The following is a 22085-nucleotide window of genomic DNA, read 5'->3' on the forward strand; positions in this document are numbered from 1 at the left end:
TGTTGCTGCTTGAGGTGTTCGTTCGGAGGTGTGGAGGCAACCGTCCGCTTATTGGGTGTCGGCCTTGGCTTCGACCTTGGTTTCGGTCCAGCCGCCGCCCAGGGCGCGCATCAAGTTGACCTGGCTGTCGAGCTGGAGGCCGCGCAGGTCCAGCGCCTGGCGCTGCTGCTGGAGCACGACGAAGCGGGCGTTGAGCACGGTCAGGCGGTTGATGAGGCCGGCGCTGTAGCGCGATTCGGCAATGCCCAGGGTCGACTCGGCATTGGCGAGCAGTTCCTGCTGCTCGCGCTGCTGGCCTTGCACCGAGCTGAGCGTGCTGAGCTGGTCGCTGGCGTCGCGCACGGCCTCCAGCAGCGCCGCGTTGTAGGCGGCCACGGCGGCATCGGTATCGGCGGCGGCGCCGTGCAGTTGGGCATCCAGCATGCCGTTCTCGAACAGCGGCAGGTGGATCGATGGGCCGATGCCGAACTGGCGGCTGCTGCCATGCATCAGGTTGTCCAGGCCCAGCGAGTTCAGGCCGGCGAAGGCCATCAGGTTGACGTTGGGGTAGTACTGCGCGCGGGCGGAGCCGACCTTCTGCGTCGCAGCCTCGACGCGCCAGCGCGCGGCGACGACATCGGGCCGACGGCCCAGCAGGTCCAGGCCCAGGCGGTCATCGGCGGCGGACAGGGCCAGCGGCGCGGGCAGCTTCGGCGCGAGGCCTGCCAGGGCACCGGCCGGCTGCGTGCTCAGCGCGGCGAGCTGGTGGCGCAGCAGGGCGGCCTGCTCGTCCAGCGCAACGCGCTGGCGGCGCAGGTCGGGCAGCGGCTGCTCGGCGCCGCGCAGCTCGATCCGGTTGTCCAGGCCGGCCGCGACACGCTCGCGCACCAGCACCAGCGTCTGCTCGCGCTCGGCCACCTGGCGGTCGATCAGCTCCTGCTGGGCCAGCACGCGGGCCAGCGACAGATAGGCGCGCGTCACCTGCGTGGACAGCATCAGGCGCGCGGCGGCGACGTCGGCCTCGGCGGCCTGCGTGCTGCCCAAGGCGGCGGCCAGCTCGGCCTTGTTCTTGCCGAAGAAGTCCCAGTCGTAGCTGACACCGACCTGCGCATTCGCCAGCGTCCACCAGTTGCCGCCCAGCGGCGCCGGGTAGATGCCGTTGGCGGACAGGCGCTCGCGCGTGACGTCGGACTCGGCCGAGAAGGTCGGCTTGTCGGCCGCACCCGCGGCTTCGGCGCCCGCGCCGGCCTTGGCAACACGCGCACGGGCGGCGGCCAGGTTGGGCGACTCGCCCAGCGCACGGGTGATCAGCGCATCGAGCTGCGGATCCTTGAACTCGGTCCACCAGTCGGACTTCAGCTCGGCGCTGCGGGCGTCAGCCTGCAGGCCGGCCTGCTCGGCCGTCAGCGGCTTGGCGGGCGGGGCCATCTTCGGGACGATCGCGCAGGCGGACAGCAATGCGGCCAGTGCGATGGTGCTCAGGGTGGGGAGACTTCTTCTCATGGTCTTCAGTCGGCGGAGGATTCTTGTGGGGAGGCGTCGGCGGGCGGACTGTCCGCGCCGCGCAGCCGCTCGCCGGTGGCGAGCATTCGTTGCAGGAAAGAGATCAGCTGGCGCCACTCGTCATGGGTGAAGCCTTCCAGATGGGCGTTGAAGTCATCGGCCAGCACGGCCGTGAGGTCCTGGGTGATGCGCTTGCCCTCTTCCGTCAGGCTCAGCATCACGACGCGGCGATCTTCGCTGGAACGCTCGCGGGCGCACAGCCCCTTCGCCTCGAGCCGGTCCAGCAGGCGGGTCATCGCGCCGGCATCGGTGCCGAGCTGTTCGACCAGCTTGGCCACGGAGCTGGGTCCGTTGACGCTCAGCATCAGCAGCGGGCCCCACTGCGCATGGGTCAGGCCTTCCCGGCAGAGCTGCCGCTCCGCGTAGCCGACCAGCGATTGCTGGAGCCGCTTCAACAGCCAGCCGAGGCTCTCGCTGCGCTCGTAGACGTTGGGCAGGTAGAACTCTTGCAACATGGCGCGAAATTTAGTTGCCTAGGCAAATATTGTCAAGGCAGATATTTGATAACAACTGAATTCCACATCCGTCAAGAATCTTCACGACCGACCTCTACACTGGCCCGATGGCCACCGTCGCACCGTCCTCTTCCACGTCTTCCACGACCAAGACTCCCCCGGCGAATCCGCGCGCACTGAGCGGGCTGGCGCCCTTCCTGCACCCCTACCGCATCCGCATCGCGCTGGCCGTGCTCTTCCTACTGATGGCCGCGCTGACGACGCTGGCCTTCCCGCTGGCGCTGCGCGGGCTGATCGACCAGGGCTTCATCAAGGCCGATCCGGGCGAGCGCGTGATGGCGCTGCGCGACCATTTCCTGGCGCTGTTCGGCGTGGGCGCAGCGCTGGGCGTGTTCTCGGCGGCGCGCTTCTATTCGGTCACCTGGCTGGGCGAGCGGGTGACGGCCGACCTGCGCACGGCCGTCTACGGCCACGTGCTGAAGCAGAGCCCCGAATTCTTCGAGACGACGCAGACCGGCGAGGTGCTGAGCCGCATCACGACGGACACGACGGTGGTGCAGACGGTGGTCGGCTCCAGCCTGTCGATGGGCCTGCGCAACCTGGTGATGGGCATCGGCGCCTGCGTGATGCTGGTCGTCACCAACCCGGTCGTGATGGGCCAGGTGATGGGCATCCTGGTGCTGGTCGTGGCGCCGGCGCTGTTCTTCGGGCGGCGCGTGCGCAAGCTCAGCCGCGCCAGCCAGGACCGCGTGGCGGACACCAGCGCGATTGCCGCCGAGGTGCTGAACGCCGTGCCGGTGGTGCAGAGCTACACCCAGGAAGCGGCCGAGGATGCGCGCTTCCGCCGCGCCAGCGAGAGCGCGTTCGACACCGCGCGCAAGCGCACCCGCGTGCGCTCGCTGCTGGTGGCCTTCATCATCACGGCCACCTTCGGCGCGTTGCTGTGGGGCCTGTACCAGGGCACGCAGGCGGTGCTGGCGGGCAAGATCTCCGCCGGCCACCTGGGGCAGACGGTCGTCTACGTGACCTTGCTGGTCAGCTCGGTGGCCGTGCTGGCGGAGGTTTATGGCGACGTGCTGCGCGCGGCCGGCGCGACCGAGCGGCTGGTGGAGCTGCTGAACGCCCGTTCACCAGTGACCGAATCGGCCACGCCGGTGAGCCTGCCGTCCAGCAGCGGCGGCTCGGGGCTGAGCTTGCAGGACATCCGCTTCAACTACCCGTCGCGCCCGACACAGGCAGCGCTGAGCGACTTCAGCCTGGACGTGAAGCCAGGCGAGACCGTGGCCCTGGTGGGCCCCAGCGGCGCCGGCAAGAGCACGGTGTTCCAGCTGCTGCTGCGCTTCTACGACCCGCAGTCCGGCGTGATCCGCCTGAACGGCGCGCCGACGAACCAGCTGCGCCTGCACGACCTGCGCCACGCGATCGGCCTGGTGCCGCAGGACAGCGTCATCTTCTCGACCAGCGCGATGGAGAACATCCGCTACGGCCGGCCCGACGCGACCGATGCCGAGGTGATGGAAGCCGCCAAGGCCGCCTTTGCCGACGACTTCATCCAGCGCCTGCCCGAGGGCTACGACACCTTCCTGGGCGAGCGCGGCGTGCGCCTGTCCGGCGGCCAGCGCCAGCGCGTCAGCATCGCCCGCGCGATCCTGAAGAACCCGCCGCTGCTGCTGCTCGACGAGGCCACCAGCGCGCTGGATGCGGAGAGCGAGCGCGTCGTCCAGGCCGCGCTGGAAGCGGCGATGCAGCACCGCACGACCCTGGTGATCGCGCACCGCCTGGCCACCGTGCAGCGGGCTGACCGAATCGTGGTGATGGAGCACGGGCGCATCGTCGAGCAGGGCACGCACGCCGAGCTGGTGGCGCGCGGCGGCCTCTACGCGAAGCTGGCGGCCATGCAGTTCGACCTTTGAAGGAGCACGAAGAATGGCGCTGATGAAGATTGCAGTGATCCCTGGCGACGGCATCGGCCGCGAGGTGATGCCCGAGGGCTTGCGCGTGCTGGAAGCGGCCTCGCGCCGCTTCGGGTTCGAGCTGCAGCTCACGCACATCGACTGGGCCAGCTGCGACTGGTACGTCAAGCACGGCCAGATGATGCCGGACGACTGGAAGGCGCAGCTGGAGGGCATGGACGCGATCTACTTCGGCGCCGCCGGCTGGCCGGCCACGGTGCCGGACCACGTGTCGCTGTGGGGCTCGCTCTTGAAGTTCCGCCGCGAGTTCGACCAGTACGTGAACCTGCGGCCCGTGCGCCTGTTCGACGGCGTGCCCTGCCCGCTCGCCGGCCGCAGACCCGGCGACATCGACTACCTCGTCGTGCGCGAGAACACCGAGGGGGAGTACACCAACCTGGGCGGCGTGATGTACGCCGGCACCGAGCGCGAGATCGTCGTGCAGGAGACGGTGATGTCGCGCTTCGGCGCCGACCGCGTGCTGCGCCATGCCTTCGAACTGGCACGCAGCCGCCCGCGCAAACACCTGACCGTGGCGACCAAGAGCAACGGCATCGCGATCAGCATGCCCTGGTGGGACAGCCGCGCCGACGCGGTGGCGCGCGACTATCCGGACGTCACGGTGGACAAACAGCACATCGACATCCTGAGCGCCCGCTTTGTGCTGGAGCCAGGCCGCTTCGACGTGGTCGTGGCGTCCAACCTGTTCGGCGACATCCTGTCGGACCTGGGCCCGGCGACGACCGGCACGATCGGCCTCGCCCCATCCGGCAACCTCAACCCGGATCGCAAGTTCCCCTCGCTGTTCGAGCCGGTGCACGGCTCGGCGCCGGACATCTACGGCCGCAATATCGCCAACCCGGTGGCGATGATCTGGTCCGGTGCGCTGATGCTGGACTTCCTCGGCCAGCGCGCGGCGCACGATGCGATCGTCGAGGCGATCGAGCAGGTGCTGGTCAACGGACCGCGCACGCGCGATCTGGGCGGCAATGCGTCCACGACGGAGATGGGCGAGGCAATCGCCGCCAAGCTGGGTTAGCAGCTCACATCGCTCCGAATTCTTCCTGGTAGATCCGGGTGAGCCAGTCCAGGAAGATCCGCACCCGCGGTGACAGATGCCGGCCCTGCGGATATAGCGCAGAGAGCGGCAGATCGGGGCTGGGCGTGTCGGCCAGCACCTCGATGAGCCGGCCCGTGCGCAGATCGTCCTCGACGTGGAAGCGCGGCACCTGGATCAGGCCGCAACCGCGCAGTGCCGCGGCGACGTAGTTCTCGGCATCGTTCACGGCGATCCAGCCGCCGACGTCCACGCTGCGCTTCTCGCCGGCGATGAGGAATTCGAAGGGGTAATCGCTGCCACCGGCGCTGGCGAAGAAGCGCACGGCCTCGTGTACGCCGAGTTGATCGGGGTGCTGCGGCGTACCGAAGCGGGCCAGGTAGTCCGGGCTTGCACAGACCAGCTGCGGCATGCGGGCCAGCGGCCGCGCCACCAAGGTCGAGTCGCGCGGCGTGCCGGCGCGCACGACGCAGTCGACACCCTCGCGCACGAGGTCGACCAGTCGGTCTCCACTGCTGACGACCACGTCGACTCGCGGATAGCGGCGGCGGAACTCATCGATGCGCGGGAGCACGAAGCGCATCGCATGCGTGCCGTGCATGTCGATGCGCAGCACGCCGTGCGGATTGGCCGCCACATTGCGCAGCGCGGACTCGGCGTCGTCCAGCTCGGCCAGCACATGGACGCAGCGCTCGTAGAAGGCTTTGCCGTCCAGCGTCGGCTGCACATGGCGCGTGGTGCGCTCCAGCAGGCGCGTGGTCAGCCGCGCCTCCAGCGCCTTGATGGCATGGGTGGCCGTGGCACGCGGGATCTCGAGCCCGTCCGCCGCCCGGCTGAAGCTGCCCAGTTCGACGATGCGAACGAAGAGTTGCAGGGTGGCCAAGCGATCCATGGGCGTCCTCCGAGTATTTGCTCCGCCAATTATTGATCTCCATTGAATTCACATGGCGATCTGGCCATCTTTATTGATTCAGACGCAGCACCGACCATCTGGTCCATCGCAACACCTGAAGGAAGAACCATGAACGAACTCTCTCGCACCGCCATCGTGACGGGCGCCTCGCGTGGCATCGGCCAGGCGATCGCGCTGCGCCTGGCCAAGGACGGCTTCGCCGTCGCGGTGAACTACGCCGGCAACGCCGCACAGGCCCAGGAAACGGTGCGCGCCATCGAATCCCAGGGCGGCCGGGCCATGGCCATCCAGGCCGACGTGGCCGACGAACAGGCAGTCGCCCGGCTGTTCGACGAGACGCAGCAGGCCTTCGGCCGCATCGACGCCGTGGTCCACAGCGCGGGCGTGATGCCGCTGGCGCCGATCGCGGCCGACGACGCGCTGACGACCTTCGACAAGGTCATCGCCACCAACCTGCGTGGCAGCTTCCTCGTGATGGCGCAGGCCGCACGGCGGCTGGGGCGCGGCGGGCGGCTGATCGTGCTGTCGTCCAGCGTACTGGCCAAGTCCTTCCCGGGCTACGGCCCCTACATCGCCAGCAAGGCCGGCGTCGAAGGCCTGGTGCACGTGCTCGCCAATGAACTGCGCGGCCGCGACATCACGGTCAATGCCGTCGCGCCCGGGCCGGTGGCGACCGAACTGTTCCTCACGGGCAAGTCGGACGAACTGATCGCGCAGATCGCCAAGCAGGCACCGCTCGAACGCATCGGCCAGCCCGAGGAGATCGCGGCCACGGTGTCCTTCCTCGCCGGCCCAGACGGCGCCTGGGTGAACTCCCAGGTGCTGCGCGCCAACGGCGGCTTCGCCTGAGAAGCAGCGCCCTCCTCCCGCATCCATCCCATTCACGAAAGGAATCGAAGATGAAGCAAGTCATTCTCGTCACCGGCGCATCGAGCGGCTTCGGTCGCCTGATATCGCACGAACTCGCGCACGCGGGCCACACCGTCTACGCCTCCATGCGCGGGCTGAAGGGCAAGAACGCCGGCCAGGTCGCCGAAGTGGCGGCCTACGCGCAGCAGCACGGCGTGGACCTTCGTACGCTGGAACTGGACGTTCAGTCCGAAGCCTCCGTCGATGCGGCCGTCGCCCATGCGATCGCCGAGCACGGACGCCTGGACGTGCTCGTCCACAACGCCGGCCACATGGTCTGGGGTCCCAGCGAAGCCTTCACGCCGGAGCAACTGGCGCAGCAGTACGACGTCAACGTGCTCGGCGCCCATCGTGTGAACCGGGCGGCGCTGCCGCACATGCGCGCCGCCCGCCACGGCCTGCTGGTCTGGATCGGCAGCAGCAGCGCGGCCGGCGGCACCCCGCCGATGCTCGGGCCCTACTTCGCGTCCAAGGCTGGCATGGACGCACTGGCCCTGTGCTACGCGCGTGAGCTGGCGCCGCTGGGCATCGAGACCTCCATCGTCGTGCCTGGCGCCTACACCAAGGGCACCAACCATTTCGCGCACGCCGGCGCGCCCGCCGACACCGCGCGTGCGGCCGAGTACAAGGCCGCCCTGCCCGAGGGTTTCGATGCGCGCATGCTGAAGGCGCTGGCCGATACGGTGCCGGACGACGCCGATCCGCAAGCCGTGGCCCAGGCCGTCGCGCAGATCGTCGACATGCCTTTCGGCCGCCGCCCCTTGCGCACCGTCATCGATCCGGCCTCCGATGGCGCGGCCGTGTCGTACGCGGTGATGGACCGCGTACGCGCGGAGTTCCTGCGCCGCATCGGCTTCGAGGAACTGCTGCATCCGAGCGCCGCCGCATGACGACGAAGGCAAGCGCGGTCGAGCCGGCTGCCTATGCGTTGCTGTGCATCGGCTTCGGCGCCATCCTGTTCACCCACGGGCTGCCCAAGGCGCTGCACGATGCGCATGGCTCCATGGCGGATCCGATGGCTTCGTCGATCCATTTGATCGGCGACGTCATGGGCCTGCCCTTCGCGCCGCAGATCGCCGCGCTCGTGATGCTGCTGGAGACGGTCGGCGCGGTGATGCTTGCCGTGGGCCTGTTCACACGGCTGCTCGCGCTGGCCTTCGTGTTCGAGATGGCCGGCATCGCCTGCGCGCTGGGACCGACCTGGCCCTGGATCGATCGCGGCATCGAGTACCCAATCTTCATGGGCTTGCTGGCCGGCTACATGGTCGTGCGCGGCGCCGGGGACTGGTCCATCGACGGCGGATGGATGAAGCGGCGCGCGAGCTGAAAAAGAAAACGGGTTACAGCATTTCTGCTGCAACCCGTTAATGTGTTGGCGGAGTGGACGGGGCTCGAACCCGCGACCCCCGGCGTGACAGGCCGGTATTCTAACCAACTGAACTACCACTCCAAACGGATCGATATTGTTATCGATTCCATCAAACCAGTTTGACTTCCCATCTTGCGACGAGATCGTCAAATAAATCTGGCGTCCCCTAGGGGATTCGAACCCCTGTAGCCACCGTGAAAGGGTGGTGTCCTAGGCCTCTAGACGAAGGGGACTGGACTTTCCATCGATCACCTGCCCAAACCGCGCGCCACCGAAAATACTGGTGGAGGTAAGCGGGATCGAACCGCTGACCTCTTGCATGCCATGCAAGCGCTCTCCCAGCTGAGCTATACCCCCGCTGTTCTTTTGCGAACTCGTCGGGATACGCGCTGTTCAGGCGATTATCGAAAACTCAAAACAAAGCGACCAATCTCTTGGTCGCCTTTTCGAGACTGCCGAAGCAATCTCAAGAAACCTTGGCGGAGTGGACGGGGCTCGAACCCGCGACCCCCGGCGTGACAGGCCGGTATTCTAACCAACTGAACTACCACTCCGCAGTGGGATAATTTTATTATCGACCGGAATATTATCACATATTCCAACCAATAACCAAGAATTATCAACTTGGCGTCCCCTAGGGGATTCGAACCCCTGTAGCCACCGTGAAAGGGTGGTGTCCTAGGCCTCTAGACGAAGGGGACTAAAACCTTCTTTATTACTGCCGAATACTCAATATCTTTCGATATTTCATATTCTACCTGAACTGCGCGCCACCCTAGAAAAACTGGTGGAGGTAAGCGGGATCGAACCGCTGACCTCTTGCATGCCATGCAAGCGCTCTCCCAGCTGAGCTATACCCCCTTTCGGGATTCCCGCGCCGTTCAAGCAAGACCAAGAGTATAGGCCAGTTTTCAGACGCCGCGCAAGCGCTCGATGACAATTTCTTTGCTGAACAGCTCGAGCACGGCATCGACCGACGGCGTCTGCGCACGACCGCACACGAGCACGCGCACCGGAATCGCCAGTTGCGGCATCTTGATGCCGTGCGCCGTGATCGTTTCCTTGATCGCAGCCTGGATCGCGGCCTTGTTCCATTCGGCCAGCGCGGCGAACTTGTCGGCCAGTGTGGCGAGTGCGGGCTTCACGGCGTCGGTGACCTGCGCAGCCAGGTCTTCGGCGCTCGGTGCCACCGGCGCGAAGTACATGGCGAGCCAGTCGGCGAGGACCACGGTGGTCGCGCAGCGGTCCTTGAACAGCGTGCACATCGGCGTGAGCTTCTGCACCTCGGCGGCGATGCCGCGCTTGGCCAGCTGTGCGCTCACCAGTACCGCCAGCCGCGCGTCATCGGCCTGCTTGATGTACTGGCCGTTGACCCATTCGAGCTTGGCCGGATCCCATTGCGCGGGGCTCTTGTTCAGGTGCGTGCCATCGAACCAGGAGACCAGCTGCTCCCGGGTGAACAGCTCATCGTCGCCGTGGCTCCAGCCCAGGCGCGACAGGTAGTTCAGCATCGCCTCGGGCAGGTAACCGCCATCCTCGTAGGCCGTGACGCTGACGGCACCGCGCCGCTTGCTGAGCTTCTGCCCATCGTCGCCGAGGATCACCGGCATGTGGCCGAAGGCCGGCAGCGGCGCGCCCAGCGCATTGAAGATGTTGATCTGCCAGGGCGTGTTGTTGACGTGCTCGTCGCCGCGGAACACGTGCGTGATGGCCATGTCCCAGTCGTCGACGACGACGGCGAAGTTGTAGGTGGGCACGCCATCCGTGCGCTGGATGATCAGGTCGTCGATCTCGCGGTTGTTGATCGTGATCGTGCCCTTGACGACGTCGTCCCAGCTGACGTCGCCGTCCAGCGGATTCTTGAAGCGCACGACCGGCTTCATGCCTTCAGGAATCGCGGGCAGCGTCTTGCCCGCCTCGGGGCGCCAGGTGCCGTCGTAGCGGCGCTTCTCGCCACGCGACTCCTGCGCGGCCTTCATCGCGTCGAGCTCCTCCGGCGTGCAGTAGCAGCGGTAGGCGCTGCCGGCCGCGATCATCTGGTCGATGACGGCCTGGTAGCGCTCCAGGCGCTGCATCTGGTAGATCGGACCCTCGTCGTAGTCCAGGCCCAGCCACTTCATCGAGGCGAGGATCTGGTCGACCGAGTCCTGCGTGGAGCGGGCCACATCGGTGTCTTCGATGCGCAGCACGAACTGACCGCCGAAGTGACGGGCATAGGCCCAGGAATACAGGGCCGTGCGGGCGGTGCCCAGGTGCAGGAAGCCGGTGGGCGATGGAGCGATGCGGGTGCGGATGACGGTCATGTCGTTCGAGTTCTGGGATTCAAGCTTCGGCGCCGCTCTGCAGGGCGAGACGCGTGCGGGCCGGGCCGTCTTCCTCCTCGCCCTGGCTCTTGCGCTGTTCTTTCATCGTCGCGAAGTCCTCGGCGGACACGTCGCCGGTGATGTAGCTGCCGTCGAAGCAGCTGGCTTCGAAGCCATCCAGCGCGGGCTGCAGCGCGCCGACGACGCGCTTCATGCCGTCCACGTCCTGGTAGATCAGCGCATCGGCGCCGATGTACTCGCGGATCTCTTCCACCGAGCGGTTGTGGGCGATCAGCTCCTCGCTGGTCGGCATGTCGATGCCATAGACGTTCGGGTAGCGCACCGGCGGCGCGGCGGAGGCGAGGTAGACCTTCTTCGCGCCGGCCTCGCGGGCCATCTGCACGATCTCCTTGGAGGTCGTGCCGCGCACGATCGAGTCGTCCACCAGCAGCACGTTGCGGCCCTTGAACTCCAGGCCGATCGCGTTGAGCTTCTGGCGCACCGATTTCTTGCGGGCGCCCTGCCCCGGCATGATGAAGGTGCGGCCGACGTAGCGGTTCTTCACGAAGCCTTCGCGATAGGGCTTGCCGATGCGGTGGGCGAGCTGCATCGCCGACGGGCGGCTCGATTCGGGAATCGGGATCACCACGTCGATCTCGCTCGGCGGCATCGCCGAGATCACTCGCTGCGCCAAGGTCTCGCCCATGTTCAGCCGCGCCTGGTAGACCGAGATGCCGTCCATCACCGAGTCCGGCCGCGCCAGGTAGACGAACTCGAACATGCAGGGGTTCAGCGTCGGGTTGTCGTTGCACTGCTGCGTGTGCAGCTTGCCGGCCATGTCCACGAACAGGGCCTCGCCGGGCGCCACATCGCGCAGGAACTTGTGCGAGGTGCCTTCCAGCGCCACGCTCTCGCTGGCAACCATGTACTCGCCCTCCTCCGCCACGCCGAAGCACAGCGGCCGGATGCCGAAGGGGTCGCGGAAGGCCAGCAGGCCGTGGCCGGCGATCAGGGCGATCACCGCATACGAGCCCTTGATGCGCTTCTGCACGGCGCCGACGGCGCGGAAGATCGCGTCCGGCGTCAGCGGCAGTTCGCGCGCCACGCGCTCCAGCTCATGCGCCAGCACGTTCAGCAGCACCTCGGAATCGCTCTCGGTGTTGATGTGGCGGCGGTCGATGTCGAACAGTTCCTTCTTCAGCGCCTGCGCGTTGGTCAGGTTGCCGTTGTGGACCAGCACCATGCCGAAGGGCGCGTTGACGTAGAAGGGCTGCGCCTCTTCTTCGCTGTAGGCGTTGCCGGCCGTCGGGTAGCGCACCTGGCCCAGGCCGATCGTGCCCGGCAGCGCGCGCATATTGCGGGTGCGGAACACGTCGCGCACCATGCCGCGCGCCTTGTGCATGAAGCACTTGTTGCCCTGCATCGTGACGATGCCGGCCGCATCCTGGCCGCGATGCTGCAAAAGCAGCAGCGCGTCATAGATCAGCTGGTTGACGGGAGAGCGGGAAATCACGCCGGCGATGCCACACATGACGGGGATCCTTGTCTTGAAATACGAAGTGGCTTCGGCGGATCACGCCTCGGCCGGGAGGAGCTTGACCAGGTCATCAGGTAGGACCGGTCGCATCTCATGCAAGAGCTGCTGCAAACGGGGTGCCATCAACGAGGCCTGCCAGGTGTGCGAACCGACCGCCGGCGTCATGCTGACGATGACCACCAGCAGCAGGCACACCAGCACGCCGCGCAGCACACCGAAGCCGGCGCCCAGCAGGCGATCGAAGGCGCTCAGCGGCGAGGCATGGATCAGCGCACGCAGCAGCTTGGCCGCGAGGCCCCAGACGATGATGACCAGCACGAAGGCCAGCACCAGGCCGGCGACATGCAGCAGCGTCGGGCCCATGCGGTCAGCCGGCAGCCAGGCTTCGATCCAGGGCGCCAGGAACGGGCAGGCGAAATAAGCGACGACCCAGCCCATCAGCGACAGCAGCTCGAACACCAGCCCGCGCCACAAGCCCAGCAGCACGGAGGCGGCCAGCAGCAGCAGCAGCGCGATGTCGACCCAGCTGATGGACAGGTCCATGGAACTAGAGCGTCAGGACGGCCGTGGACAAGCCGCCGCCGCGCACCTTGGCGGCCACCTTGGCGGCTTCGTCATGCGTGCCGAAGGGGCCGACACGCACACGGATGCGCTTGCCGTCCGGCGTCTCGACCGCCTGCGTGTAGGTCTTCAGGCCCATCTTCTCGACCTTCATCCGCGCCTCCTGGGCGGCCTTGGCGTCGGCGTAAGCACCCACCTGGACGATGAAGCGGCCCGCGGCCGACGCGGCATCGGCCGCGGGCTTGCTATTGGCGGCGGGCTTGCCTTCGAGCATGGCCTGCACGCGTGCGGACTCGGCCGGGCTGACGGTGGGTTTGGGTTCGACCGGCTTGGGTTTCTCGACGGGCTTTTCGACCGGCTTCGGCGCCACGGCAACCGGCTTGTCGACTGGCTTGTCGGCAGGCTTTTCCACCGGCTTTTCAACCGGTTTCTCGACGACCTTGGGCTCCGGCGCATCCTCGGTGATCACCTCGCGCTGCGGCGCCGGCGCTGGTACCGGGGGCTCGGCCCGGGCCACCGTCGTGCTCGCGGGTGCCGCGGCGGCGGGAACCACCAGCGGCGTGGCGCTTTCCTTGTGCGGAATCTCGATCGGCAGGTCCACCGGGATCGGGCGCGGCTGCGTCTCGAACAGCAGCGGGAAGCCGATCACGCCGAGGCCCACCAGCACTGCCGCACCGATCAGCCGACGACGTGCCTGCAGGCGCAGTTGCTGGACCGCGTCGGCGCGGTCAGCCACCGGCTTGGCGGCTGGGGCGGCGGGCTCTCCGCGTTTGAAAAAGGACAGCAGACCCATGCGCGGCGACGGGGGAGAATCCGTCGAAATGATTGGTTAGTGAGGCTTGGCCGCCGCGGTCGTCGTTGTCACCAACCGCGGCACGCCGTTCTTCAACACACCGCCCACGGTGTAGAAGGATCCGAAGACCAGAATTCTATCAGCGGGGTCCGCCGCGGCCGCGGCTGCGGCCAGGGCGGCGAGCGGGTCGGCGTGGCGGTGAACCTGGACGTCCGGCGGCGTCTTCAGCGCCGTGCGCAGGTACTCGAACTGCTTGGCCAGCGCCTCGGCCGTGGCGGCGCGCGGAATGGCCAGGTCGGTGAAGTGCCAGTGGTCCACCAGCGGCGCCATCTTGCCAAAGATCGCCGCCAGGTCCTTGTCTGCCATCGCGCCGAAGACCGCATGGGTGCGCGGGAAGAAGCCCATCTGGTCGAGGTTCTGCGCCAGCGCGGCCACCGCGTGCGGGTTGTGCGCCACGTCCAGCACCAGTGCAGGTTGGCCGGGCACGACCTGGAAGCGGCCGGGCAGGTCCACCAGCGCGAAGCCGGTACGCACCGCCTGCGCGCTGATCGGCAGCCGCTGGTGCAGCGCCTCGAACACGGCCAGCACGCCCGAGGCGTTCAGCAGCTGATTGACGCCACGCAGCGCCGGGTAGGCCAGGCCGGAGAAGCGCTTGCCGCGGCCGGCCCATTGCCATTGCTGGCGGTCGCCGCTGTAGGTGAAGTCGCGGCCGAGCTGCCGCAGGTCGGCGCCGACCTGGGCCGCATGGGCGGCGATCGAGGCCGGCGGCATCGGATCGCTGACGACCACCGGCCGCCCGGCTCGCATGATGTGCGCCTTCTCGCGGCCGACCGATTCGCGGTCCGGGCCCAGGTATTCGGTGTGATCGAGGTCGATGCTCGTGATGACGGAGCAGTCGGCGTCCACGCAGTTGACGGCGTCGAGCCGGCCGCCCAGGCCCACTTCGAGGATCACCAGGTCCAGCCCCTCGGCCGCCAGGCGGCGCATGATCGCCAGGGTCGTGAATTCGAAGTACGTCAGCTGCACATCGCCACGCGCGGCCTCGACGGCCTCAAAATGCGGCAGCAGCGATTCGGCATCGACCGGCGCGCCGCCCACGCGGCAGCGCTCCTGGAAATGCACCAGGTGCGGCTTGATGTAGAGGCCCACCTTGTAGCCGGCCTGCAGTGCGATCGTCTCCAGCATCGCGCAGGTCGAGCCCTTGCCGTTGGTGCCGGCCACCATCACGACCGGCGTCTCGCCGAAGGAGAGGCCCAGCTTGTCGCGCACGGCCGTGACGCGGGCCAGCGTCATGTCCACGGTCTTGGGATGCAGGCGCTCGCAGTGGGCGAGCCAGTCGTCGAGATTCATCATCGTCAAAACATAACGGCCAGACCCTGCGGGCCTGGCCGTCGAACTACAGGGTGGTCGACTCTCAGGCGACCGCGTCGGCGCTCTGGCGCTGCAGCATCGCGAGCTGGCGGGCGATCGTTTCGCGCAGTTGGCGGCGGTCGGTGATCATGTCCACCGCGCCCTTCTCCAGCAGGAACTCGGCGCGCTGGAAGCCCGGGGGCAACTTCTCGCGCACCGTGTTCTCGATCACGCGCGGGCCGGCGAAGCCGATCAGCGCTTTCGGCTCGGCGATCACGATGTCACCCACGAACGCGAAGCTGGCGGACACGCCGCCCATCGTCGGATCGGTCAGCACGCTGATGTAGGGCAGCTTCGCCTTGGCCAGTCGCGTCAGCGCGGCATTGGTCTTGGCCATCTGCATCAGCGAGAGCAGGCCTTCCTGCATCCGCGCGCCGCCGGTGGCGGTGAAGCAGATGAACGGCGTCTTCTGCTCCAGCGCCGTCTCGACGCCGCGCACGAAGCGCTCGCCGACGACGGAGCCCATCGAGCCGCCCATGAAGTCGAACTCGAAGCAGGCCACGACGACGGGCACGCTCATCACGGCGCCGCCGATGACGACCAGCGCATCGGTCTCGCCGGTGTTCTCCAGCGCTTCCTTCAGCCGGTCAGGGTACTTCTTGCTGTCCTTGAACTTCAGCGCGTCGACCGGCAGCACCTCCTGGCCGATCTCGTAGCGACCTTCGCCGTCGAGGAAGGCATTCAGCCGCGCGCGGGCGCCGATGCGGTGATGGTGGCCGCACTTGGGGCAGACATTGACGTTCTGCTCCAGGTCGGTCTTGTACAGCACCGTTTCGCAGGAGGGGCACTTGATCCACAGACCCTCGGGCACCGTGCGGCGCTCGTTCGGGTCTTGCTGCTGCATCTTGGGCGGCAGGAGTTTTTCGAGCCAACTCATTGCAGATTCCTTTTCGACATAACGGTGAGATCAGGCGTCGAGCGCAGTCCGGATCTCGTGGATGAACTGCGCACCGGTCAACGCGACATTATCGCGCGGCTGAGCCTCCAGCAGTTCCACCAGCCGCGAGCCGATGACGACGCCGTCCGAATGGGCCGCCACCGCGCGCGCCGTCTGAGCATCGCGGATGCCGAAACCCACGCCGACCGGGATCTTCACGTGCTGGCGGATGCGCGGCACCGCCTGCGCCACCGCATCGGTATTCAGGTGGCCGGCGCCGGTCACGCCCTTCAGCGAGACGTAGTAGACGTAGCCGCTGGCCAGCTCGCCGATGCGCTTGATGCGCGACTCGGTGGAGGTCGGCGCCAGCAGGAAGATCAGGTCCAGGCCCGCCTTCTTCAGCGCGGCGGCGAAGTCCTCGCACTCCTCGGGCGGGTAGTCGACGATCAGCACGCCGTCCACGCCGGCCGCCTTCGCGTCCACGGTGAAGCGATCGGTGCCGTAGCGCTCGACCGGGTTGGCATAGCCCATCAGCACGACCGGCGTGGTGTCGTTCTTCGCGCGGAACTGGCGCACGTAGTCGAGCACCTGCGTGAGGCCGATCTTGTGCTTCAGCGCCCGCTCGCCGGCGCGCTGGATCACCGGGCCGTCGGCCATCGGATCGGAGAACGGCACGCCCAGCTCGATCACGTCGGCGCCGGCATCGGCCATCGCCAGCATCAGCTCGACGGTAGCGTCCGGATACGGATCGCCGGCAGTGACGAAGGGGATCAGCGCCTTGCGGCCCTGCTGCTTGAGCTTGTCGAAGGTGGTAGCGATGCGGCTCATTGCGCAGCTCCCTTCACGGTGTGGCCGGCCTGCGAAGGCTGGTCGTACACCTTCGCGCCCGACAGGTCGGCGACCGTGCCGATGTCCTTGTCGCCCCGCCCGGACAAGTTGACGAGCAGGTGCTGGTCGGGCCGCATCGTCGGAGCGACCTTCATCGCATGCGCGACCGCGTGGCTCGATTCCAGCGCCGGGATGATGCCTTCGGTGCGACAGAGCCGGTGGAAAGCCTCCAGCGCCTCCTTGTCGGTGATGCCGACGTACTCGGCGCGGCCGATGTCCTTCAGGTAGGAGTGCTCGGGTCCGACGCCGGGGTAGTCCAGGCCGGCGGAGATCGAATGCGTCTCGATGATCTGGCCATCCGCGTCCTGCAGCAGGTAGGTGCGGTTGCCGTGCAGCACGCCGGGCGAGCCGGCCGTCAGCGTGGCCGCGTGCTTGCCCGACTCGACGCCCTGCCCCGCCGCTTCCACGCCGATCAGGCGCACGTCCTTGTGTTCGATGTACGGGTAGAAGATGCCGATGGCATTCGACCCGCCGCCAACGCAGGCGATCACCGCGTCCGGCTGGCGGCCCGTCATCTCGGGCATCTGCAGCAGGCACTCATCACCGATCACGCGCTGGAAGTCGCGCACCATCATCGGATAGGGGTGCGGGCCGGCCACGGTGCCAATGATGTAGAAGGTCGACTCGATGTTCGTCACCCAGTCGCGCATCGCCTCGTTCAGCGCGTCCTTCAGGGTCTTCGAGCCGGATTCGACAGGCACGACCTGCGCGCCCAGCAGCTTCATCCGGTAGACATTCGGCGACTGGCGCTTCACGTCCTCGCTGCCCATGTAGACGACGCACTCGATGCCGTAGCGCGCGCAGATCGTGGCCGTGGCCACGCCGTGCTGGCCGGCGCCGGTCTCGGCGATCACACGCTTCTTGCCCATGCGCCTGGCGAGCAGGGCCTGGCCGATCGTGTTGTTGACCTTGTGCGCGCCGGTGTGGTTCAGGTCCTCGCGCTTGAGGAAGATCTGCGCCCCACCTAGTTCGCGGCTGAGCCGGTCGGCGTGATAGATCGGGCTCGGGCGGCCAACGAAGTGGGCCAGCTCGTGCTTGAACTCCCTGATGAACTCAGGATCCTTCGAGTAGTGCTCGTAGGCGTCCTTCAGTTCGTCCAGGGCATGGACCAGGGTTTCGGCGACGAAGCTGCCGCCATAGGGACCGAAATGCCCACGGGCATCGGGTTGGGAATACGTCATTTCAAACTCTCAGGCTTGCAGTGCTGCGATCTGCTGATCAGCTTGCCTCACGGCATCGCAGAACTGACGGATCAGGGCGGCGTCCTTGATGCCTTTGGCGGCACCCTCGACGCCGGAACTCACGTCAACGGCCCAGGGCCGGACCGCGAGCATCCCTTCGGCCACATTTCCGGCATGCAACCCACCAGACAAAACGACTGGAGAGGGCACGTTTGCGGGAATGAGCGACCAATCGAAGACCTTTCCGCCACCGCCATAACCTTCGACATGAGCGTCAAGAAGGATGGCCTGCGCGTTCGAGAATTGAGATGCGAAGTCTAGCAAATCGAAGCCCGGCTCCATCCGCGCGGCGCGCAGGTAGGGCCGGCCGAACCAGTTGCAGGCGGCCGGGCGCTCGTCGCCATGGAACTGCATCAGCTGATTCGGGATCGCCTGCAGCGTGCGGCCGATCAGGTCCGCCGAGGCGTTGACGTACAGGCACACCGGCGTAACGAAGGGCGGCAGCCGCCGCGCCAGTTCGGCCGCGCGTTGCGGCGTCACGTGGCGCGCGCTCTTCTCGTACATCACGAAACCGATCGCGTCGGCGCCGGCTTCGATGGCGGCATCGACATCCTCTTCGCGCGTCAACCCACAAATCTTGATCTTCGTCACGGCAACCAATCCATCGAAGGGACCCGCGGCGGAATCCCGTGGCGCGGATCGTAGTACGGGCCCACGAAATAGAGCCCGTCAGGGGCAAAGGTCGGCGCCGCCGCGTCGCGGTCGCGCGCGGCGATCACCTCGGTGATCCACTCGGGCGGCTTGGCGCCGGTGCCGACCGCCAGCAGGCAACCCATGATGTTGCGCACCATGTGGTGCAGGAAGGCCGAGGCGTCGAACTCGAAGCGCCAGTAGGCGCCGCGGCGGTGGATCTCGACGGTGCGGACCGTCTTCACCGGCGAGGCGGCCTGGCACTCGGCCGAGCGGAACGAGGAAAAATCGTGCTCGCCGATCAGGAGCGCCGCGGCGCGGCGCATCGCCTCGCCGTCCAGCGGGCGGAACACCCAGCCGGCCGAGCCGGATTCGATCGCTGGGCGGACCGCCGACTCCAGCAGCAGGTAGGCATAACGCCGCCCTTGAGCGGAGTTGCGGGCATGGAACTGTTCATCTTCAGGGAACACGCACCACTGGATGGCGATATCCGCCGGCAGGTAGCGGTTGGTGCCGCGCACCCACGAGAACAGCTCGCGCTGCACCTCGGTGTCGAAGTGGATCACCTGGTTCAGGCCGTGCACGCCCGTGTCGGTACGGCCGGCGCAGAGCGTGCGGATCGGCGTGTCGGCGAACTGCGAGAGCGCGGCCTCCAGCCGGTCCTGCACCGTGCGGCCGTGCGGCTGGCTCTGCCAGCCGGTATAGCCCTGGCCGCGATACGAAACTCCGAGCGCTACGCGCATGTGTAAACAGACTCCAGGCAAAAGACTTCAAGCAAACAAAAAGGCGCCCGGAAACCCGGGCGCCCCTCGATTATCCGACGCGCGCTTCAGCGCAGGCCGTTGAGCATCGCCTGCGCCTTGGCCTTCAGCTCGCCGTCGGCCTTACCGATCAGTTCCTGCAGGACTTCACGGGCGCCTTCGGTATCGCCGATCTGGCGGAATTCGTCGGCCAGCTCCAGTTGGCGCTGCAGCGGATCGTCGGCCAGGTCGGCGCCTTCGAGGGCGCCAAGGTCGCCCACCTCGCCGAAGTCCAGCGACTCGGGCGGCCGCTCGGTCAGCGCGGTCATCGGGTCGTCGAAGGCATCGGGCACCGGCAGGATCTCGGTCTTCTGCTGCGGCTTTGCCTCGGTCGTGGGCTCAGCGCCGGGAAGGTCGAGGTTGATCGAGCCGATGTCGAAGTCCAGCGCGTTCGGGTCCGCGGGCGTGTGCTGCGACGGGATGGTCCGCGGCACATCGTTGGCGAAGCTGGAGTTGCCCGAACCGAAATCGTCCAGGTCGAACTGCAGATCGGTGCCGCTGGCGGTGTCCTGCGCAGCCGGAGGCGACGCCGGCTCGGACAGGTCGAAGTCCATCGCCATCGGCGCATGCTCGGCGCTGGCCGGCAGGGCCTGCGTGGCATCCATCGCGGTGGGCGGGAACTGGCCCGGCGTCGTGGGAGAGTCGAGGTCCAGATCCAGGTCCAGCCCGAAGCCGCTCGGCGGGCCGGCGTCGCGGCCGCCCGGCGGCAGCGCCAGCGGTTCGGTCGCCATGTGGGCCAGGTGGCCGGTCGGCGTGCTGACCGTCTGCGGCAGCGTGCTGGCGTCCATCGGTTCGGGATGCACGACCGGGCCGGATTCGGGCACCTTCGGCGCCCCGCCCGGCTGGTACAGCGGGTTGTCGGCGTCGATCTGGCGGCCGAGTTCCTGGGCGCGCGCCCAATCGTCGCCGCTGCCATGGGTCTCGGCATACAGCTGGATCGCTAGTTGCTCGAAGCCCTTGGAGTCGCGGCGCTTGGCGTAGACCTCGAGCAGCTTCAGCCGGATCGCCAAGCGCTCGGGGTTGGCGCGCAGCGCTTCCTTGAGGATCTCTTCGGCCTGCAGGTCGCGGCCATAGGCCAGGTAGACGTCAGCCTCGGCCACCGGGTCGACATCGCCGATCGCGTCCAGCTGGCTCAGCGAATAGCTCATCGACGAAGCGCCGTTGCTGGCGCCATCGCGCGTGTCCACGCGGGCGCTGCCGGAGGCCCCAAAGAAGGAATCGGGCTGCAGCCGGCTTTCGTTGAAGCCGGTGTCCGCCTTGCCGGCAGACGGGCGCTTGCGCAGGCGCGTGAGGCCGAAGCCGACGAGGCCGGCCGCCACCAAAGCGGCCAAAGCCAGCATCAGCGGGCTGTCCATCAACTGGTCCAGCATGCTGGACTCCGGCTGCTGCGGCGCAACCGGCGGCGGCGGAGCGGGCCGGCTGGCGGCCGGCTTGGGCGCGACGACGGCGGGGCCGGAAGCTTCGGCGGCAGGCGCCGAGGCGGGAGCTGGAGCGGGCGCCGCGGCAACCACGGTGGGCGCGGAAGCAGGGGCCGGCGCAGGCGCGGCGGCCGGCGGCGGTGCCGGTTCGGCGGCCGGGGCCGATGGCTTCGCCGCGCTCGACAGCTTCTTCAGGTCGTCGACGTTGCGGGTCAGCTCCGCGATGCGGGTCGCGGCGTCCTTCTTCTCGGTTTCCTTCGAGGCCTTGGTCTCGGCGGCCGCGCTGGCGGCCTTGCTGAGCGTCAGCTTGTCCGGCGCAGTGGATGCCGCTGGCTTCTTGTCCTCGACGGCGGCTTGCACCTTGCCCTTGGCCTGACGCTCATTGGCCTCGGCCTGCAAGGTCGGCGCAGCGCCGGCCAGGCGCTGGCGGTAGGCGCTGAAGTCGGCGCTCTGCGCCTGGATGACCTGGCGAGCCTCAGCGCTGGGCAGAGCGCCCAGCGTGTCGCTGGCAGGCACCTGCAGCACGGCACCGGCCTTCAGCCGGTTCATGTTGTCGCCAACAAAGGCATCAGGATTGGCGCGGTACAGACCCACCAGCATCTGGTCCAGCGAGATGCCGGGTGCCTGTGTCTTGCCGGCGATCCGCGACAAGGTATCGCCGGGCTTGACCGTGTATTCGCTGGCGGCCGTGCTGGGCGCAGGGGCAGCAGGTGCCGGCTTGGGCGCCGGACCGCCGACAACGGCGGGCGGCTTCGGCATCGGGGCCGGAGCTTCCGCGCGGACCTCGGGCTTGGGCTCGGTGCGCGGGCGGCTGGCCGGGGGTGCGGAGGGACGAGCCTCGGGCGCCGGTGCGGGTGCCAGTGCGGTGGTCGTGGCCGGCGGCGGTGCGGGCACCGGCTGCGGCGTGGCCGGCGAGATCGCCGGTGCGGTGGCGACGGCCGGCGGGGCCACGATGGGTTTCGGCGAGCTCGGCGGATCGAACAGCAACGTGTACTCGCGCACCAGGCGACCGCTGGACCAGCTCAGCTCCAGGATCACGTCGATGAAGGGTTCCTGCACTGCACGGTCGCTGCTGATGCGCAGCACGTTGCGGCCGCCGACGCTCTGCACCTGGACCTGCGTGCCGGTCAGCACGGCGTTGTAGTCGACGCCGTTGCTGCGATAGAGCTCGGGCGGCGCCACGCGCACCTTCAGCGTGCCGGCTTCCTCGGAACTGAGGCTGGTGAGATCGATCTCGGCCTTGAGGGTCTCGCCCAGCGCGGACTGAACCTGCAGCCGGCCGAGGCCCAGGCCCCAGGCAGGCATGCTGGCGGCGGCCGTTGCCAGGGCCAGTGCCGCTGCAATGTGGTTCAGGGCGAAGCGTCCCTGGGCGTCCGGAGCGCGGTTTTCGTTTTTCAAGGCGTTCCCCAAAGCAACAAGGCGGGCACCGA

General features: G+C 67.7%; 19 protein-coding genes and 6 tRNA genes. 5 read left to right on the plus strand and 20 right to left on the minus strand.

The features are described from left to right. Window positions 1-48: 48 nt before the first annotated feature. Both SNE35_RS17075 and SNE35_RS17080 read right to left on the minus strand, forming a co-directional pair. A complete protein-coding gene (locus SNE35_RS17075) occupies window positions 49-1482 on the minus strand; it encodes an efflux transporter outer membrane subunit (protein ID WP_320424132.1) in 1434 nt (477 codons plus the stop codon). A gap of 5 nt (window positions 1483-1487) precedes the next feature. Further along, window positions 1488-1997 (minus strand): MarR family winged helix-turn-helix transcriptional regulator, encoded by a 510-nt coding sequence (locus SNE35_RS17080; protein ID WP_320424133.1) that lies wholly within the window; start codon window positions 1995-1997, stop codon window positions 1488-1490. A gap of 107 nt (window positions 1998-2104) precedes the next feature. Here SNE35_RS17080 and SNE35_RS17085 point away from each other — a divergent pair, with 107 nt between their 5' ends. Next, complete coding sequence (locus SNE35_RS17085; RefSeq protein ID WP_320424134.1) at window positions 2105-3910, plus strand: ABC transporter transmembrane domain-containing protein; 1806 nt, start codon at window positions 2105-2107, stop codon at window positions 3908-3910. A gap of 13 nt (window positions 3911-3923) precedes the next feature. Next, a complete protein-coding gene (locus SNE35_RS17090) occupies window positions 3924-4988 on the plus strand; it encodes a tartrate dehydrogenase (RefSeq protein ID WP_431312759.1) in 1065 nt (354 codons plus the stop codon). Window positions 4989-4992: 4 nt separating this feature from the next. On the opposite strand, the gene SNE35_RS17095 is transcribed toward SNE35_RS17090, so the two are convergent. Continuing rightward, window positions 4993-5898: a LysR family transcriptional regulator gene (locus SNE35_RS17095; protein WP_320424136.1), complete on the minus strand. Its 906-nt coding sequence runs from the start codon at window positions 5896-5898 to the stop codon at window positions 4993-4995. A gap of 129 nt (window positions 5899-6027) precedes the next feature. On the opposite strand from SNE35_RS17095, the gene SNE35_RS17100 reads away from it, so the two are divergent. Genes SNE35_RS17100 through SNE35_RS17110 form a run of 3 tightly spaced genes read left to right on the plus strand, consistent with a single transcriptional unit; the run spans window position 6028 to window position 8155 of the window. Continuing rightward, window positions 6028-6768: an SDR family oxidoreductase gene (locus SNE35_RS17100; protein WP_320424137.1), complete on the plus strand. Its 741-nt coding sequence runs from the start codon at window positions 6028-6030 to the stop codon at window positions 6766-6768. Between the two features lie 50 nt (window positions 6769-6818). Further along, the gene (locus tag SNE35_RS17105; RefSeq protein ID WP_320424138.1) at window positions 6819-7718 is read left to right on the plus strand and encodes an SDR family oxidoreductase; all 900 of its coding nucleotides are present in this window, start codon (window positions 6819-6821) and stop codon (window positions 7716-7718) included. Beyond that, window positions 7715-8155 carry a DoxX family protein gene (locus SNE35_RS17110; protein ID WP_320424139.1) on the plus strand — a complete coding sequence of 147 codons (441 nt, stop codon included), beginning with the start codon at window positions 7715-7717 and terminating at the stop codon, window positions 8153-8155. Before SNE35_RS17105 ends, SNE35_RS17110 begins: the two co-directional genes overlap by 4 nt. 46 nt (window positions 8156-8201) lie before the next feature. Here SNE35_RS17110 and SNE35_RS17115 read toward each other — a convergent pair. From SNE35_RS17115 to SNE35_RS17195, 17 genes are all read right to left on the minus strand, one after another. Beyond that, window positions 8202-8278 (minus strand) — tRNA-Asp (locus tag SNE35_RS17115). Between the two features lie 76 nt (window positions 8279-8354). After that, window positions 8355-8430, minus strand: a tRNA-Glu gene (locus SNE35_RS17120). Between the two features lie 48 nt (window positions 8431-8478). Next, window positions 8479-8554: transfer RNA gene (locus SNE35_RS17125), tRNA-Ala, on the minus strand. 120 nt (window positions 8555-8674) lie between these two features. Then, window positions 8675-8751 (minus strand) — tRNA-Asp (locus SNE35_RS17130). 71 nt (window positions 8752-8822) lie between these two features. Next, window positions 8823-8898, minus strand: a tRNA-Glu gene (locus SNE35_RS17135). Between the two features lie 84 nt (window positions 8899-8982). Next, window positions 8983-9058 (minus strand) — tRNA-Ala (locus SNE35_RS17140). A gap of 50 nt (window positions 9059-9108) precedes the next feature. After that, window positions 9109-10500 carry a glutamate--tRNA ligase gene (gltX, locus tag SNE35_RS17145; RefSeq protein ID WP_320424140.1) on the minus strand — a complete coding sequence of 464 codons (1392 nt, stop codon included), beginning with the start codon at window positions 10498-10500 and terminating at the stop codon, window positions 9109-9111. A 19-nt stretch (window positions 10501-10519) separates the two neighbouring features. Beyond that, window positions 10520-12031 carry an amidophosphoribosyltransferase gene (gene purF, locus SNE35_RS17150; protein WP_320424141.1) on the minus strand — a complete coding sequence of 504 codons (1512 nt, stop codon included), beginning with the start codon at window positions 12029-12031 and terminating at the stop codon, window positions 10520-10522. A 42-nt stretch (window positions 12032-12073) separates the two neighbouring features. Next, entirely contained in the window at window positions 12074-12580 is a 507-nt protein-coding gene (locus SNE35_RS17155; protein WP_320424143.1) for a CvpA family protein, read from the minus strand. Window positions 12581-12584: 4 nt separating this feature from the next. After that, window positions 12585-13334 carry an SPOR domain-containing protein gene (locus SNE35_RS17160; protein WP_320424144.1) on the minus strand — a complete coding sequence of 250 codons (750 nt, stop codon included), beginning with the start codon at window positions 13332-13334 and terminating at the stop codon, window positions 12585-12587. Window positions 13335-13427: 93 nt separating this feature from the next. Then, window positions 13428-14744 (minus strand): bifunctional tetrahydrofolate synthase/dihydrofolate synthase, encoded by a 1317-nt coding sequence (folC, locus tag SNE35_RS17165; RefSeq protein WP_320424146.1) that lies wholly within the window; start codon window positions 14742-14744, stop codon window positions 13428-13430. 61 nt (window positions 14745-14805) lie between these two features. Beyond that, a complete protein-coding gene (gene accD / locus SNE35_RS17170; RefSeq protein WP_320424147.1) occupies window positions 14806-15678 on the minus strand; it encodes an acetyl-CoA carboxylase, carboxyltransferase subunit beta in 873 nt (290 codons plus the stop codon). Window positions 15679-15708: 30 nt separating this feature from the next. After that, window positions 15709-16506 (minus strand): tryptophan synthase subunit alpha, encoded by a 798-nt coding sequence (gene trpA / locus SNE35_RS17175; protein WP_320424149.1) that lies wholly within the window; start codon window positions 16504-16506, stop codon window positions 15709-15711. After that, window positions 16503-17747, minus strand: coding sequence for a tryptophan synthase subunit beta (trpB, locus tag SNE35_RS17180; RefSeq protein ID WP_320424150.1), 1245 nt, complete (start codon window positions 17745-17747; stop codon window positions 16503-16505). The genes trpA and trpB overlap by 4 nt, the downstream gene beginning before the upstream one ends. A gap of 9 nt (window positions 17748-17756) precedes the next feature. Further along, window positions 17757-18398, minus strand: coding sequence for a phosphoribosylanthranilate isomerase (locus tag SNE35_RS17185; protein ID WP_431312760.1), 642 nt, complete (start codon window positions 18396-18398; stop codon window positions 17757-17759). Next, window positions 18395-19180, minus strand: coding sequence for a tRNA pseudouridine(38-40) synthase TruA (gene truA, locus SNE35_RS17190; RefSeq protein ID WP_320424152.1), 786 nt, complete (start codon window positions 19178-19180; stop codon window positions 18395-18397). Before truA ends, SNE35_RS17185 begins: the two co-directional genes overlap by 4 nt. An 86-nt stretch (window positions 19181-19266) precedes the next feature. Further along, window positions 19267-22053, minus strand: a complete 2787-nt coding sequence (locus SNE35_RS17195; protein WP_320424153.1) for a motility hub landmark protein FimV — start codon at window positions 22051-22053, stop codon at window positions 19267-19269. Between the last annotated feature and the right edge of the window lie 32 nt (window positions 22054-22085).

This window comes from Roseateles agri (genome assembly GCF_034043675.1).
Classification (GTDB): Bacteria; Pseudomonadota; Gammaproteobacteria; order Burkholderiales; family Burkholderiaceae_C; genus KK5.